At 37.5% G+C, this 14,291-nt stretch carries 17 protein-coding genes; 14 read left to right on the forward strand and 3 right to left on the reverse strand.

The genetic code is table 11. The annotated features are described in order from the left end of the window. Nucleotides 1-437: 437 nt before the first annotated feature. The 5 genes from P9Q65_RS01050 to sstT all read left to right on the forward strand — a co-directional run bounded on the left by P9Q65_RS01050 (nt 438) and on the right by sstT (nt 5,846). Entirely contained in the window at nt 438-725 is a 288-nt protein-coding gene (locus P9Q65_RS01050; RefSeq protein WP_304507228.1) for a co-chaperone GroES, read from the forward strand. 20 nt (nt 726-745) lie between these two features. Then, nucleotides 746-2,374 (forward strand): chaperonin GroEL, encoded by a 1,629-nt coding sequence (groL, locus tag P9Q65_RS01055; RefSeq protein ID WP_304507229.1) that lies wholly within the window; start codon nt 746-748, stop codon nt 2,372-2,374. Between the two features lie 502 nt (nt 2,375-2,876). After that, nucleotides 2,877-3,530, forward strand: coding sequence for an L-serine ammonia-lyase, iron-sulfur-dependent subunit beta (sdaAB, locus tag P9Q65_RS01060; RefSeq protein ID WP_330695119.1), 654 nt, complete (start codon nt 2,877-2,879; stop codon nt 3,528-3,530). A gap of 143 nt (nt 3,531-3,673) precedes the next feature. Beyond that, nucleotides 3,674-4,552: an L-serine ammonia-lyase, iron-sulfur-dependent, subunit alpha gene (gene sdaAA, locus P9Q65_RS01065; RefSeq protein ID WP_304507231.1), complete on the forward strand. Its 879-nt coding sequence runs from the start codon at nt 3,674-3,676 to the stop codon at nt 4,550-4,552. A gap of 70 nt (nt 4,553-4,622) precedes the next feature. Further along, nucleotides 4,623-5,846, forward strand: coding sequence for a serine/threonine transporter SstT (sstT, locus tag P9Q65_RS01070; protein ID WP_304507232.1), 1,224 nt, complete (start codon nt 4,623-4,625; stop codon nt 5,844-5,846). A 124-nt stretch (nt 5,847-5,970) separates the two neighbouring features. Here the strand turns inward: sstT and P9Q65_RS01075 are convergent, their stop codons facing one another. The 3 genes from P9Q65_RS01075 to P9Q65_RS01085 all read right to left on the reverse strand — a co-directional run bounded on the left by P9Q65_RS01075 (nt 5,971) and on the right by P9Q65_RS01085 (nt 8,438). Continuing rightward, nucleotides 5,971-7,221: a hypothetical protein gene (locus tag P9Q65_RS01075; RefSeq protein WP_304507233.1), complete on the reverse strand. Its 1,251-nt coding sequence runs from the start codon at nt 7,219-7,221 to the stop codon at nt 5,971-5,973. A gap of 157 nt (nt 7,222-7,378) precedes the next feature. Then, nucleotides 7,379-7,666: a hypothetical protein gene (locus P9Q65_RS01080; protein WP_304507234.1), complete on the reverse strand. Its 288-nt coding sequence runs from the start codon at nt 7,664-7,666 to the stop codon at nt 7,379-7,381. 286 nt (nt 7,667-7,952) lie between these two features. Then, nucleotides 7,953-8,438: an S-ribosylhomocysteine lyase gene (locus P9Q65_RS01085; protein WP_304507235.1), complete on the reverse strand. Its 486-nt coding sequence runs from the start codon at nt 8,436-8,438 to the stop codon at nt 7,953-7,955. A 153-nt stretch (nt 8,439-8,591) separates the two neighbouring features. Between P9Q65_RS01085 and P9Q65_RS01090 the strand changes: the two genes are divergently transcribed. The 9 genes from P9Q65_RS01090 to trmD all read left to right on the forward strand — a co-directional run bounded on the left by P9Q65_RS01090 (nt 8,592) and on the right by trmD (nt 14,228). Next, complete coding sequence (locus P9Q65_RS01090) at nt 8,592-9,152, forward strand: hydrolase (RefSeq protein ID WP_304507236.1); 561 nt, start codon at nt 8,592-8,594, stop codon at nt 9,150-9,152. A 391-nt stretch (nt 9,153-9,543) separates the two neighbouring features. After that, entirely contained in the window at nt 9,544-9,705 is a 162-nt protein-coding gene (locus P9Q65_RS01095) for a DUF1540 domain-containing protein (RefSeq protein WP_304507237.1), read from the forward strand. Nucleotides 9,706-9,848: 143 nt separating this feature from the next. After that, complete coding sequence (locus P9Q65_RS01100; protein ID WP_304507238.1) at nt 9,849-10,442, forward strand: histidine phosphatase family protein; 594 nt, start codon at nt 9,849-9,851, stop codon at nt 10,440-10,442. Between the two features lie 110 nt (nt 10,443-10,552). Continuing rightward, nucleotides 10,553-10,903: a YlxM family DNA-binding protein gene (gene ylxM / locus P9Q65_RS01105; protein ID WP_304507239.1), complete on the forward strand. Its 351-nt coding sequence runs from the start codon at nt 10,553-10,555 to the stop codon at nt 10,901-10,903. A 15-nt stretch (nt 10,904-10,918) separates the two neighbouring features. Continuing rightward, on the forward strand, nt 10,919-12,259 hold the full coding sequence (gene ffh / locus P9Q65_RS01110; protein ID WP_304507240.1) for a signal recognition particle protein: 1,341 nt from the start codon (nt 10,919-10,921) through the stop codon (nt 12,257-12,259). 32 nt (nt 12,260-12,291) lie between these two features. Then, the gene (gene rpsP / locus P9Q65_RS01115; protein WP_304507241.1) at nt 12,292-12,540 is read left to right on the forward strand and encodes a 30S ribosomal protein S16; all 249 of its coding nucleotides are present in this window, start codon (nt 12,292-12,294) and stop codon (nt 12,538-12,540) included. 22 nt (nt 12,541-12,562) lie between these two features. Next, nucleotides 12,563-12,793: a KH domain-containing protein gene (locus P9Q65_RS01120; RefSeq protein ID WP_304507242.1), complete on the forward strand. Its 231-nt coding sequence runs from the start codon at nt 12,563-12,565 to the stop codon at nt 12,791-12,793. A gap of 191 nt (nt 12,794-12,984) precedes the next feature. Further along, nucleotides 12,985-13,494 carry a ribosome maturation factor RimM gene (gene rimM, locus P9Q65_RS01125; protein WP_304507243.1) on the forward strand — a complete coding sequence of 170 codons (510 nt, stop codon included), beginning with the start codon at nt 12,985-12,987 and terminating at the stop codon, nt 13,492-13,494. Then, entirely contained in the window at nt 13,494-14,228 is a 735-nt protein-coding gene (gene trmD / locus P9Q65_RS01130) for a tRNA (guanosine(37)-N1)-methyltransferase TrmD (protein ID WP_304507244.1), read from the forward strand. Before rimM ends, trmD begins: the two co-directional genes overlap by 1 nt. The last annotated feature ends 63 nt before the right edge of the window (nt 14,229-14,291 follow it).

Below are 14,291 nucleotides of genomic sequence, written 5' to 3' on the forward strand. Positions count from 1 at the left end.
GATTCTACTTGGGGAACTTTTCGTTTCTATGCCCTTTCGTTTTATAAAATAGGTTTGTCTACAGTCTGTGGGGCAATATAAATGATATTGCCCCTGTTTTTTGGGAACCCTATTTTAATTTGTTTCCCAAAATGGGAATGCTTAGAGGGATTTTTATGTGCAATGAAATGAAGAAGAGTGAAAATCCAAAGGGGATGAAAATCCTGATTTTCCTAATTATTTTTAGTCAAAGATGGAATTTTAAGAAAAATGAAGTAAATATGAGTAAAAATTGATAAATGCATTGATTTCTAGAAAATTTATAGTAATTAAACCAATTTTGGCATAAAATAACTGAATATAAAATTTGAATATTCTTGAAAAAATGCTAATATAATATCAGAAATCAGCACTCGATAACGATGAGTGCTAACAGATACAAATAAGGAGGTAATGATATGAAACTTTCACCATTAGGAGATAAGGTTGTATTAAAGCAGTTGGAGGCAGAAGAAACAACAAAATCAGGGTTGATTTTAACATCTCAGTCCAAGGAAAAGCCCCAAGAGGCAATTGTTGTTGCGGTAGGCCCTGGAGGTATGGTTGGGGATACAAAGGTTGAGATGGTGCTGAAAGAAGGGGATCATGTTATTTTCTCCAGATACGGCGCAATGGAAATCAAATTTGATGGCGAAGAATATCTGGTTATGAGACAAAACGATATTTTGGCAGTAGTAAAAGACTGATTTAAGGAGGCGTTTTAGATATGGCAAAGGAAATTAAATACAGCACAGATGCCAGAAGTTTCATGGCAGCAGGCGTGGATAAATTAGCAAATACAGTAAAAGTTACATTGGGACCCAAAGGTCGTAATGTTGTTTTGGATCGTAAATTTACATCCCCGTTGATTACAAATGACGGTGTAACCATTGCAAAAGATATTGAACTGGAAGATCCATATGAAAATATGGGTGCACAGCTGGTAAAAGAGGTTGCTACCCAGACAAATGATGTTGCCGGTGACGGTACTACAACTGCAACCGTTTTGGCTCAGGCTATGATTCAAGAGGGATTGAAAAATATTGCCGCAGGTGCAAACCCTATTATCTTAAGAAAAGGGATGCATAAGGCGACAGAAGCCGCTGTAGCTGAAATTAAGAAAATGAGCCAAGCGGTTACAACGAAAAAACACATTTCAAATGTTGCTGCCATTTCCGCAGGTGACGAAGAAGTTGGCGATATGATTGCAGATGCAATGGAAAAAGTTACAAATGATGGTGTTATTACAGTGGAAGAATCCAAAACCATGAAAACCGAGTTGGAATTGGTAGAAGGTATGCAGTTTGATAAAGGGTATCTTTCCTCCTATATGTCCACAGATATGGAGAAAATGGTTGCGATTTTGGAAGATCCTTATATTCTTGTAACAGATAAGAAAATTTCTAATATTCAGGAATTGGTTCCTGTTTTGGAACAAGTTATGCAGGCAGGCGGGAAAATTTTAATTATTGCCGATGATGTGGAAGGCGAAGCATTGGCGACCTTGGTTGTAAATAAGTTAAGAGGTACTTTCACATGTGTTGCAGTGAAGGCACCCGGTTACGGCGAAAGAAGAAAAGCCCAGCTTGCAGATATTGCTGCATTGACAGGTGCACAGGTTATTTCCGAGGAAATTGGTTTGGATTTGAAGGATACAACGTTGGATATGTTGGGTCGTGCGAAAACAGTTCGTGTTGAGAAAGAATTGACCATTATTGCAGATGGTGCAGGTTCTAAAGATGAAATCGAAGGACGTATTCATCAGATTAAAAAGGCAATTGATGAAACCGATTCTGATTTTGATAGAGAAAAATTGCAAGAAAGACTTGCAAAGCTCAGCGGTGGCGTAGCGGTAATTAAAGTTGGTGCGGCTACAGAAACCGAAATGAAAGAAAAGAAACTGCGTATGGAGGATGCTTTGGCGGCAACAAGAGCAGCGGTTGAGGAAGGCATTGTTGCCGGCGGCGGTACTGCACTGGTTCATGCAATTGAAAAAGTAAAATCCGAATGCCAGAATCTGGTTGGAGATGAAAAAACAGGGGCTGCCATTGTTATTAAAGCCTTAGAAGCTCCTTTACGCCAGATTGTTGAGAATGCTGGTTTAGAAGGCTCTGTAATTGTTAATAAAGTGAAGGAAATGGCTGAAGGTGTTGGATTTAACGCATTAACAGAAGAATATGTTGAAATGGTGGAAGCTGGAATTCTTGATCCTGCAAAAGTAACAAGAAGTGCTCTGCAAAATGCTACATCCGTTGCATCTTCTTTCTTGACAACGGAAGCAGTTGTTGCGGAATTGCCTTCCAAGGCACCTGCTATGCCTGATCCAGGCATGGGTGGCATGGGCGGATATATGTAATTCTTCGTAACCCCCATTGATTAATTTTTTATACAAAATGAAAAAGCCTCTGTCCTTATGGATGGAGGTTTTTTGTATTTGAGAGAACGGAAAAAATTCTAAGGATTTTATGTTTATAATTTTTAATTTATAGTAAAAATATTTAGAGTAATTTTTAATTTTTTGAGTGAAAGTAAAAATTTTTTGAAAAATAAGGTTTAAAATTGAAAAAAATGAAAATAATTTTATTTTAAAGGAAAAAAAATTGAAAAAAATGAAAATAACATAATGTAGATTATTTGTATTTTTTAGCGAATTTTTTACTAAATGTTTTTCAACGAAAGACAGATGTAAAGCAAAATAAAAAAATGTCCGCCTGTAAAAAACTTTTTTTGTCTTTTCTATTGACTTTGACGAAAAAGTTCATATATAATTGCTTTGCAAGGACAAAAAGTTAGTTCATTCAACATACTTTTGTCTAATATTGAGGGTTATAATGAGGGGAGGAATATGCTTGTTACAGGTGTTCGATATTATCGGTCCGATAATGATTGGCCCATCCAGTTCCCACACTGCCGGAGCAGTTCGTATTGGGAAATATGCCCGTTCTATTTTGGGTACTGTCCCTGTTTCTGCGTTGATACGCTTTAGTGGTTCCTTTGCAAAGACTTATAAGGGACATGGAACGGATAAAGCAATTGTTGCTGGAATTTTAGGAATGGAAACAGATGATGAGCGCATTCGTATCAGCTTAGACGTTGCCAAAGAAGAAGGACTTGCTTTTACTTTTGAGGAAACTGAAATTGACGGAGCACATCCAAATACAGCAGAAATAATATTAAAGGATGCAGATGGTAAAGAAATTTTGATCCAAGGAGCCTCCATTGGCGGAGGTAATATTATTATTAATAAAATAAACAACACTACTGTTGCAATTTCAGGAAAATCTGATACATTGATTATTCCCCACGAGGATGTTCCGGGAATGATTGCTGTTGTGACAAAAATTTTAGCTGAGCACAGTGTAAATATTCATGGGTTCTCTCTTTGTAGAGATCACAAAGGGGGCACAGCCGTAATGACTATAGAAATAGATGGCGATATTGATGAGGGTATAAATAATGTTATTACGCAGCAACCCCATATTTTGGCTTCCACCTTATTAAAAGCTATTTGATATAAAAATAAAAAAATGGAAACTATAGAGTAACGGTATTTTCGTTATGAAGAAGTCAGATATTTTTTTCATTAATCTGACAAGTACTATTGTTTATAAAGTTTATTATCTAAATTATGAAAAATTAGAAATGAGGTGATAAAATGAAATATGATTCCTTATCAGATTTAGTTTTGCAAGCGGAAAAAGAAAATATTGCCTTATGCAAACTTATTTTGAAAGATCAAGCCGAGACAGCAGAAACTGATGAAAGTGTATTGTTTGAAAATATGAAGCGTTCTCTTTCGGTTATGAAAGAATCTGTTGGAACTGGTTTGGATCCCAAAAAAAGATCGGCCAGTGGACTTACAGGTGGTGATGCTTATAAAATGAACGAGGCTGTAAAGGCAAACAGGAACATTTGTGGAAAAATCTTCGGGGAAGCAATGGTGAAAGCCCTTGCGGTTTCACAGACAAATGCCTGTATGGGTAGAATTGTAGCAGCACCAACAGCAGGTAGCTGCGGAATTTTACCTGCAGCTTTATTAACAATTTCAGAAGATAGAAAAATTCCTGATGATGACGTGGTAATGTCTCTTTTTACTGCATCCGCAGTAGGTATCATTATTGCCAATAAGGCAAGTATTGCCGGTGCAGAAGGTGGATGTCAGGCAGAATGCGGTGCAGCCAGTGCTATGGCAGCCGCTGCCTTGGTAGAGCTTTGCGGAGGAACACCAAAACAAAGCGAACATGCTTGTGCCATTGCCTTAAAAAATATTTTAGGGTTAGTGTGTGATCCTGTGGCAGGATTGGTAGAAATTCCTTGTATTAAGAGAAATGCCATGGGTGTTGCAAATGCTTTCGTAGCAGCTGAATTGGCCTTGGCGGGCGTGGAGAGTGCCATCCCGGCTGATGAAGTTATATTTGCTATGAAAAAAATAGGGGAAGCAATGTCCCCTGCTTTAAAAGAAACAGCAGAGGGCGGTTTAGCAGCAACCCCTACTGGTAAAAAACTTTGTGAAAAAGTATTTGGTCATTGCTAAAACTTATTTTGCTTTCGTACAACCAAAGTAACCGCAATAATATTTTAAATTAAATAGGAGAATTGATAAAATGACTAGTTTATTTCAAAAATGGAATTCTATCAGCTTGGTTAAGCGTATCATCGCGGGTTTGATTATCGGTGCTATTCTTGGTAAAGTATTACCAAGCTTAACTGTAATCAGTATCTTGGGTGATCTGTTTGTTGGTGCATTAAAGGGCGTTGCACCAATTCTGGTATTTTTCTTGGTAATGAGTTCTTTAGCTCAGCACAAGAAAGGTGCAAAGACAAACATGGGCACTGTAGTAATTTTGTACTTAATCGGTACTTTTGCTTCTGCTTTAGTAGCAGTTGTAGGTAGCTTCTTGTTCCCTGTATCTTTAAATTTGGCAGATGCAGTCGGAAGTGGTACACCTCCTGATGGCGTAGGCACTGTAATTAAAACTTTGCTTATGAACATCGTTCAGAACCCCTTAGCATCTATTACAACTGCAAACTACATCGGTATTTTGGCTTGGGCTGTTGTTTTTGGTTTGGCGTTGAAACATGCATCAGATACAACAAAAACAATGCTTGGCAACTTTGCAGATGCAGTTTCTCAGGCAGTTAGATGGGTAATTAGCTTTGCACCTTTTGGTATTTTAGGTCTTGTATTCTCCACCGTTTCTACAAGTGGCTTGGGAATTTTCACAGATTATGGCAAGCTTTTGTTATTGTTAGTAGGATGTATGGCTGTGATTGCCCTTGTTGTAAACCCTATCATTGTATTCTTAAATATTAAGCAGAATCCATATCCATTGGTATTTAAGTGTTTGAAGGACAGCTTTATTACAGCATTCTTTACTCGTAGTTCTGCCGCAAATATTCCTGTTAACATGACACTTTGTGAATCCTTAGGCTTGGACGAAGATAACTATTCCGTTTCCATTCCTTTAGGCGCAACAATTAATATGGGTGGTGCTGCGATTACCATTACTGTTATGACTTTGGCAGCAGTACACACATTGGGTTATTCCGTTGATATCGGTACAGCTTTGGTTTTAAGTATTGTAGCTGCGGTTTCCGCTTGTGGTGCTTCCGGTGTTGCTGGTGGTTCCTTATTGCTGATTCCTTTGGCATGTTCCCTGTTTGGTATCTCTAACGATATCGCGATGCAGGTTGTAGGTGTAGGTTTTATTATCGGTGTTGTTCAGGATTCCTGCGAAACTGGTTTGAACTCCTCTACTGATGCATTGTTTACTGCTGCTGCGGAATTTAAACAGTGGAGAAAAGAAGGCAAACCCATTAAATGGTAATATTCATCTTGTGATAAATTTGTAAATTGGTTGTACGAAAAGCAACTTTTTTCTGAAATAAAGCAGTTTGTTTCAGACAAAAAGAAGGGATATAAAAAAGCGGTGATTTTAATCACCGCTTTTTTTATACACGAATGTCCTTTCCTCCAGGATTTTTTGAATTTGTTATGGTAGCTGTGGTATCGTTATTTAGACCTTTTGCATACTTTATTTTTGTAGGACTATCTAATACCACTTTTTGGGTGTTTGTGGAATTTTCGGGTTTTAAGCTATCCTCCTGCTTTTCAGAAAGTTCTTGTAGGGTTAGCTGTATTGTCTCCCCGGAAGATGGGGAGTCCTCGGAACCTTCCTTTGAAGCTCCCTCTGAAACATTCTCTTCGCAAACACCATTGCATATTCCACTCTCAACCAACGCATTTAGTTTTAAATAAAGTAGATATTCCAATTGTGAAATATTGCAAATTGTATTGTTTACTTCTTTATTTACGCCAATAATAACATCAATATCTGTGCTTTCTTCGATAATTTTTTGCAACTTTTCCCCTTCACAGTTTAAGATATGGGCAATTTCAGTTTCAACTAAAGCAATTGATTGTAAAATTGAAGTACAGGGATCACCGCAATTTTCTTGTTCGCAACAGTTTTCACTACAGATATTAAAATTGCATTCATCAGGCTCGAAGGGTAATTCATTTAAAAAAAGTTGGTATCTGTAAATATAAGGGTAGCAGCCTTTTTTCAGCACAAATAATTCTAAATAATAATTATCATCATTAACGCAAGGATTAAAAAGAATATTTCTTATTTGCAGTTCATTGCTGATGGGCTCCGTATACGCCACGGTACTATCAGAATTTAGGATAAACATGTACTGTTCGTTGTTGTATATACCCGAAATTACCAAGCCGGGACATAAGCTTAAAACACTGGTGATTTGGAACCCATTTGGGGTATAAAGCAAGTTAGAAAAGCCCGTTTCTTTGTTGGTTTCCAGGATGCAGTTTGAATAAGACAGTACCAGCTGATTGTTGCAACAATTATAAGAAATACCTGTGATATCCCCTGTAAAATCGGTATAGCCGTTCATTGTAATACAATCAATTTCGCACATGTTACAGTTTAACTTAAAAACTGCATTGTTATATTTTTTTGTTGTTGCCCAAAAACAATGATCTGTTTGGTCATAACAAATGCAGTCATATTCTTTCCAAGTATTGTAACATTCAACGATGTAAAAATGACAATCGGTCTTTATAATTTGGCAACAACATTTAACCGTAAAGTAATAGAAACAACCATCGAAAGCGCAGTTATTGTATTTTTTTGCGCAAGCAACGGAAAGAGCAAAGGAATCGATCAATTCAAATGTTTTCATGGAACCCCCCCAAAAAAATGAATATAGTCAAAATCATTACTATATGATATGAGTTTGTTGTTTGTATTGATAATTTTATTTTAAGAATCTGTTTAAATTACATGAAAAAAATATCGTCAGATAAGTTTAGTTGACGATAAACGGAGGAGTGTTGAGATTATTCATCCTCTTCATATAAACAATCTTCAAACAATTCCAGTTTTATCTGTAATAATATTTCCAGACGAGTAATGGTGTTTACCATTTTTTTTACGGTTTTATTTGCAGATAAAATAACTGCTACATCATCAGGTACCGTGGAAAGGCTGATGATTTTTTGTAATTTTTGGCCTTCTGCATTTAAAATATGAGAAAGTGCAGATTGTTCTAAAGCAATGGATTCTATTACATCCGTTACCGCTTTCTCTCTTGAAACTTCACTATTTTTCAATTCTGGCATACTCATTAAAAAGTTCCCCTTTCTAAATAACCATTTTTAAATGGTTACTGTATTTCGTAAAAGCATCAGAAAAATTTTTTCGTCAAAAACAGAAGAGGAAATCGCCAAACGCTTTTTATAATAGTACATAATATGATGAAAATCCTGCTTTAGTGAAGGAGATTATAGTTCTGGTACTGCTATTCATCCCAAATTTAACACGAAAATAACAATAAAAAAACATACGAAGTTAGTAGTTGCGTACTTTTCGTATGTTTTGTGTATATTAATTTTAAATTTTAAAATAAAAACATTAACTGCTTTGCCGAGGATAAACCATGTTTTCTTCTCTTAGACAGGCCAAAACCTCTTCTGTAAATTTTTTGCATTCCAGTTTTGTGATCGCCAAGTTATGGTCTAGGTAGTTTCCGCACATTTCGGCCTTTGCTGCAGGAATTTCTCCTTTAAAGTCGCTCATATATTCATAGCAGTCTTTCATAATGCTTGCAATATTGGAGGGTTCCAAATCTCCTTTGAAAATAGCATACATGCCGGTACGGCATCCCATAGGGCCGATATAGACTGTTTTTTCTGCCCAAAGGGGATGGCTGCGAAAGAAGGTGGCCATTAAATGTTCTATGGTGTGCATAACAGAGGTATCTAAAACCATTTCGCGGTTGGGTTCTTTCATTCGAATATCAAAGGTAGTCAAAATTCCGTTTCCTACGGTATCCTTTCTGGATACATAAATCCCTCTTAAAAGTGTATTGTGATCAATACCGAAGCTGGTTACATCCATATTTCTCTTCCTTTCCCTTTTTATTTATCAAACAAGGTCATTCTACCCGTTTTTATTTGGAATTTCAAGTATAACTTTTTGCATCAAGGGTTGATACCTTTCAAATTTTGCTGTAAAATATGTAAAAATATACTATGGAAGAGGAGAATGCACATGGCACACCAAATAACAAGAGATGAAGCTTGGGAGTTACTGACACAATTTAATAAAGATCCATTTCATTTGCGACATGGTGAAACGGTTGAAAGCGTAATGCGCTATTTTGCAAGAGAACTTGGATATGGTGATGAAGAAGAATTTTGGGGAAATGTAGGATTACTACATGATTTGGATTTTGAAATTTACCCTAATGAGCATTGTATTAAATGTCAGGAGATTATGAAGGAGCACGATCTGGAGGAGTCCTTAATTCATGCGGTAGCAAGCCATGGATACGGAATTTGCTGTGACGTTGAGCCTACCCATGAAATGGAGAAGGTTCTTTTTGCCGTAGATGAATTAACCGGATTAATTGGCGCAGCGGCTTTAATGCGTCCTTCTAAAAGTGTACAGGATATGGAATTAAAATCCGTAAAGAAAAAATTTAAGGATAAAGCCTTTGCCGCTGGATGTAACAGAGATGTGATTAGAAGGGGCGCAGAACAGCTGGGATGGGAATTGGATGAGTTATTGACAAAAACCCTGGAAGCTATGAAGGCAGATCCCAAGAACTAAAAAATCTAAAAAATTTTAAATAAAACCAATGGTATTCATTTTTTGAATGCCATTTCAGACTGTGGAAAAACCTATTTTATAAAATGGAAGGGCTTGGGAAACAAAGAGTTTCCCAAGTGGAATCCGCAGGATGAGCTTTGCCCATCCGAGGAAAATAGGGTGTTTCAAGACCTTTTGGTCGCAGGAACACATCTATTTATTCTCTACTAACTTGAAAAAAGCTTGAAGGAACTGAGCTTTTTTTAAAGGGTGTTGATTTTATCGACACACTGCAATGGTATTCATTTTTTTGAATGCCATTTTTTTTTATAAAGAGCTTAAGAATTACAGTAATATTTATTTTTATTTCGGACAAAATAATATCGAAATCAAAATGAAGGAGGGAATTAACATGGAGAAATGTAATGAATGTATCAGATGTACTGTAGAAAATTGCAGACACCATCATAATGCGAAAAACTACTGTACTTTGGAGGCCATTCAAGTTGGCACACATGAAGGAAATCCTACAATGGATCAGTGTACAGATTGTAAATCCTTCACTTTAAAATAAGATAACCGGTTATTTTTTGATAGCGGGCGTTTTTTTATGAATTGTCATAAAAGAATGCCCGCATTTCTTATGAATTTAATAGAAATATCCTTGCTAGGATAAGCCACTTTGGCGTAAAATAATAAAAGTGAGGTGATGTTTTTATGAAGATTTATCTTGTTCGCCATGGTGAAACAGACTGGAATTTACGTGGAATGTTTTACGGATGGACAGATTGTGATATCAATGAAAAAGGAATGATACAAGCAAAAAGACTAAAAAACTTTTTTGATACCACTGATTATGATAAAATTTATGCAAGTGATTTACTTAGAGCAGCACATACGGCTGAGATTATTGCATCTGATAAAAATATTAAGGTGAAAAAGAATAGTTGTTTTCGTGAATTGTTCTATGGTGATTGGGAGGACAAAGAGGGCAGTTACATACGAGAAAATTATAAGGAAGAATTAAATCAGTGGGTAAAGGAATGGAAAACAAGTTCTTTACCGGGCGGGGAAGCTTTTCCGGATTTTTACCAGAGGGTAACGGATGGATTAGAGCAGGTGATACAAGAAAATAAGGGCAAAAAAATCATTATCGTATCTCATAATGGACCGATGAGTGCCATGCTTTGTTATTTAACGGGAGCCGGACCCGATGGGTTTTGGCATTTTTTCTGCGAACAAGGTTGTTATAGCTCAGCATGGGTTTCAGAAAAAAAGATAACCATTGAAAAAATAAACTGTCCTGTTTAAATATAAAATTTTTTGAGCTGTAAAGGAAAAATACTTGACAGCTTGCTTTTTTTTTAGTATGATAGTTCAGGTGGTTGTAAAGTAATTTTCCTTTACAGGGGGAATGAAAGATGGTTGAAATTTTAAAGCTGACTTTGCTTTATGATTTTTACGGCGAACTTTTGACGGAAAAACAAAAGCAAGTGTTTGAGATGCACTATCAGAACGATCTTTCTCTTTCTGAAATCGGAGAAGAATTATCAATTAGTCGGCAGGCTGTGCGAGATCAGCTAAAGCGTACTGAAAAAATTCTGATTGAATATGAAGAAAAGTTAAAATTGGTAGAACGCTTTCAAGAGCAGCAAAGTGCTGTTCGGAAAATGAAAAGCATTCTTGATAAAATAGGAATGGGAGAAATCAGCGAGGAAACAACGGAAGCTATTTCTGCCATGAAACAAATTGCAGATGGGATATTATCCTAGAGAGGAGGGCGATCTATGGCATTTGAAAATCTTTCCGCCAAGCTTCAGGAAGTATTCAAACAACTCCGAGGAAAAGGCGTTTTAACGGAGGATGATGTAAAAGCTGCGATGCGAGAAGTGAAGATCGCACTTCTGGAAGCAGACGTAAACTTTAAGATTGTCAAAGATTTTATAAAAACTGTTACAGCCCGTGCTGTTGGCGTTGAGGTTTTGCAGGGGTTAAACCCCGGTCAACAGGTCATTAAAATCGTAAATGAAGAATTAATTTCTCTCATGGGCAGTACACAAAGCAGGTTAACCTATTCAAACCGTCCGCCTACAGTTTATATGATGGTAGGTCTGCAGGGTGCAGGTAAAACCACCAGCAGTGGAAAGTTAGCAGGTCAGCTTAGAAAGCAGGGCAGGAATCCTCTTTTGGTTGCTTGTGATATTTACCGTCCTGCCGCAATCAAACAGTTGCAGGTGGTAGGAAAAAATTATGGTATTCCTGTTTTTGAAATGGGTACCGAGGTTAATCCCGTAGAAATTTCAAAAAAAGCTTTGGAATATGCTGCGGAACAGCACCATGATGTGATTCTGATTGATACTGCGGGTCGTTTGCATATTAACGAAGAGTTGATGCAAGAACTGCAAGATATTAAAGCTACGGTGAAGCCACAGGAAGTTTTGCTGGTGGTAGATGCTATGACCGGACAGGATGCTGTGACAGTAGCAGGCAGTTTTGACAGCCAATTGGGTGTAGATGGTATTATTATGACGAAGCTGGACGGCGATGCCAGAGGCGGTGCTGCCCTTTCAGTCAGAAGTGTTACCAACAAACCAATCAAATATATTGGTATGGGTGAAAAAATGGAAGATCTGGAACCTTTCTTCCCTGACCGTATGGCTTCCAGAATTTTAGGGATGGGCGATGTTCTTTCCCTAATTGACAAAGTACAGCAAAACATTGATGAGCAGGAAGCAGTTGAGATGCAAAAGAAAATGCTCTCCAACGAATTTACACTGGAAGACTTCCTTTCTCAAATGCAGCAAATCAAAAAAATGGGTCCGTTGAAGGATTTAATGGGAATGATTCCCGGGTTAAATGGGATGAACCTTGATAAGGCAATGCAAGGAGTTGACCCTGCAAAGGAAATGGTGAAAGTAGAGGCCATTATCCAGTCGATGACCAAAGAAGAACGATCAAATCCTTCTGTGCTCAATGGTCCCAGAAAAAAGCGCATCGCCAATGGTTCCGGAAGGAGCATTGCGGATGTCAATCGTCTGTTGAAACAGTTTGAAGAAATGAAAAAAATGATGAAGCAGATGAACAATATGCAAAAGGGTAAGAAAGGAAAACTTCCTTTTTTCCGATAAATGAAGTTTAATTTTTTAGGAGGTGAAATGATATGGCAGTAAGAATCAGATTGAAAAGATTGGGTGCAAAAAAGGCTCCTTTCTATAGAATCGTTGTTGCGGATTCCAGAACATCCAGAAACGGTAGATCTATTGAAGAGATTGGTTACTATGATCCTACAAAGGAACCCGTTGTTTTGAAAGTTGATGCAGAAGCAGCTACCAAATGGATTGCGAATGGTGCACAACCTTCCGAAACTGCAAAGGCTCTTTTGAAAAAAGCTGGCGTAATCGGCGAATAATCCGAAGGCGGGAGGCTTGGCTATGAAAGAATTATTAGAAGTCATTGCAAAAAATCTTGTGGACTGTCCTGATGAAGTGCAAGTAACCGAAACGGAAACCGAACGCACCTTAGTGCTGGAGTTAAAGGTTGCCCCCGAGGATATGGGAAAGGTTATCGGCAAACAAGGAAGGATTGCAAAAGCAATTCGTACATTGGTAAAGGCATCCGGCGTTCATGAAGACAAAAAAATTATCGTTGAAATCATTCAATGAAAAATTGCCTTAATATTGGGGCATTATAAGAGCGTAGACAAAGTCTACGCTCTTCGTAAAATCTGGATGTAGTTGAGTATGTTGTGATATTTCGGGTAAGCCGAAATATCTATTATGTAATTTAATGGCATGATGCGTGCATCCTGCCTGTTTTTATTATGAAGAATTTATTATTTTATCATGAGGTGTGTATGGAACAGTATTTTGAAATTGGAAAGATTACAGGTACTCATGGAATCAAGGGGACGATGCGTGTGTTTCCTACAACACAGGATCCTACTAGGTTTGAGCGCTTAAAAGAAATTATTGTAGAAATCAGAGGAAAGAGAGAAACCTTTCATATACAAAAGGTAGCATATCATAAACAGTTTGTTTTGCTTACCGTAAAAGAAATAACAGATATTAATGTAGCAGAGCTTTACAAAAACGGAACGATTTTGATTCCTGATTCGTTAGCCATTCCTTTAGAAGAGGATGAATATTATGCCAGAGATTTGTATGGATTAAAGGTTATTACTGACGATGGGGAAGAATTAGGTGTGTTGACTAAAATTTACGTTACGGGTGCAAACGACGTTTATGCAGTGCAAAAAAGCCCTAATGAGAAAGAACTTTTAATTCCTGCCATCAAAGATTGTATCAAAAAGGTGGATTTGGAAGCTGGTGTTATGACAGTATCACTTCTGGAAGGGTTGAGATAATGAAGCATTATTTTGTGTTAACATTATTTCCCGAAATGATTCAGGAAACGCTCTCCCATAGTATTTTGGGAAGAGCCCAAAGAGATGGATTCATTTCCATAGAAGCCATTAATATTCGGGATTTTTCCATGAATAAGCATTTACAGGTGGATGATTACCCCTATGGCGGCGGAGCCGGTATGGTTATGCAGCCACAGCCTATATTTGATGCCTATCAAAGCATATTACCAAAGGCGGGCAAGGCAAGGGTTTTATACATGACGCCCCAGGGAAAGCCTTTTACCCAGCGTATGGCAGAGGAATTGGCGCAGGAGGAGAGCCTGGTTTTTTTATGCGGTCATTATGAAGGTGTGGATGAACGGGTGATCGAAGAAATTGTTACTGATGAAATTTCATTGGGGGATTTTGTACTAACCGGTGGCGAATTGGCTGCAATTACTATGATCGACGCTGTGTCTCGTTTAACACCAGGTGTTCTTGGTAAAGAAGCTTCCTTTGAGGACGAGAGCTTTTCCCAAGGCCTTCTGGAATATCCCCAGTATACTCGACCTCCTGTTTTTAAGGATAGGGAGGTACCAAAAGTATTACTTAGCGGTCATCATGGAAATGTAGAAAAATGGCGCAGGGAGCAGGCATTGATTCGTACGGCACAAAAGCGCCCTGATTTATTAGAAAAGGCGGAACTAAGCCAAGAGGATATTAAATTTTTGAAAAAAAATAATATTAAATTTTAAGTTGTATGATAAATTGTTCCTTAATAGCCCGAATTTTTATAGTTTGGTAAAGTTCGGGCAAAA

It is taken from the genome of Anaerotignum sp., assembly GCF_030625865.1.
Lineage (GTDB): Bacteria > Bacillota > Clostridia > Lachnospirales > Anaerotignaceae > Chakrabartyella.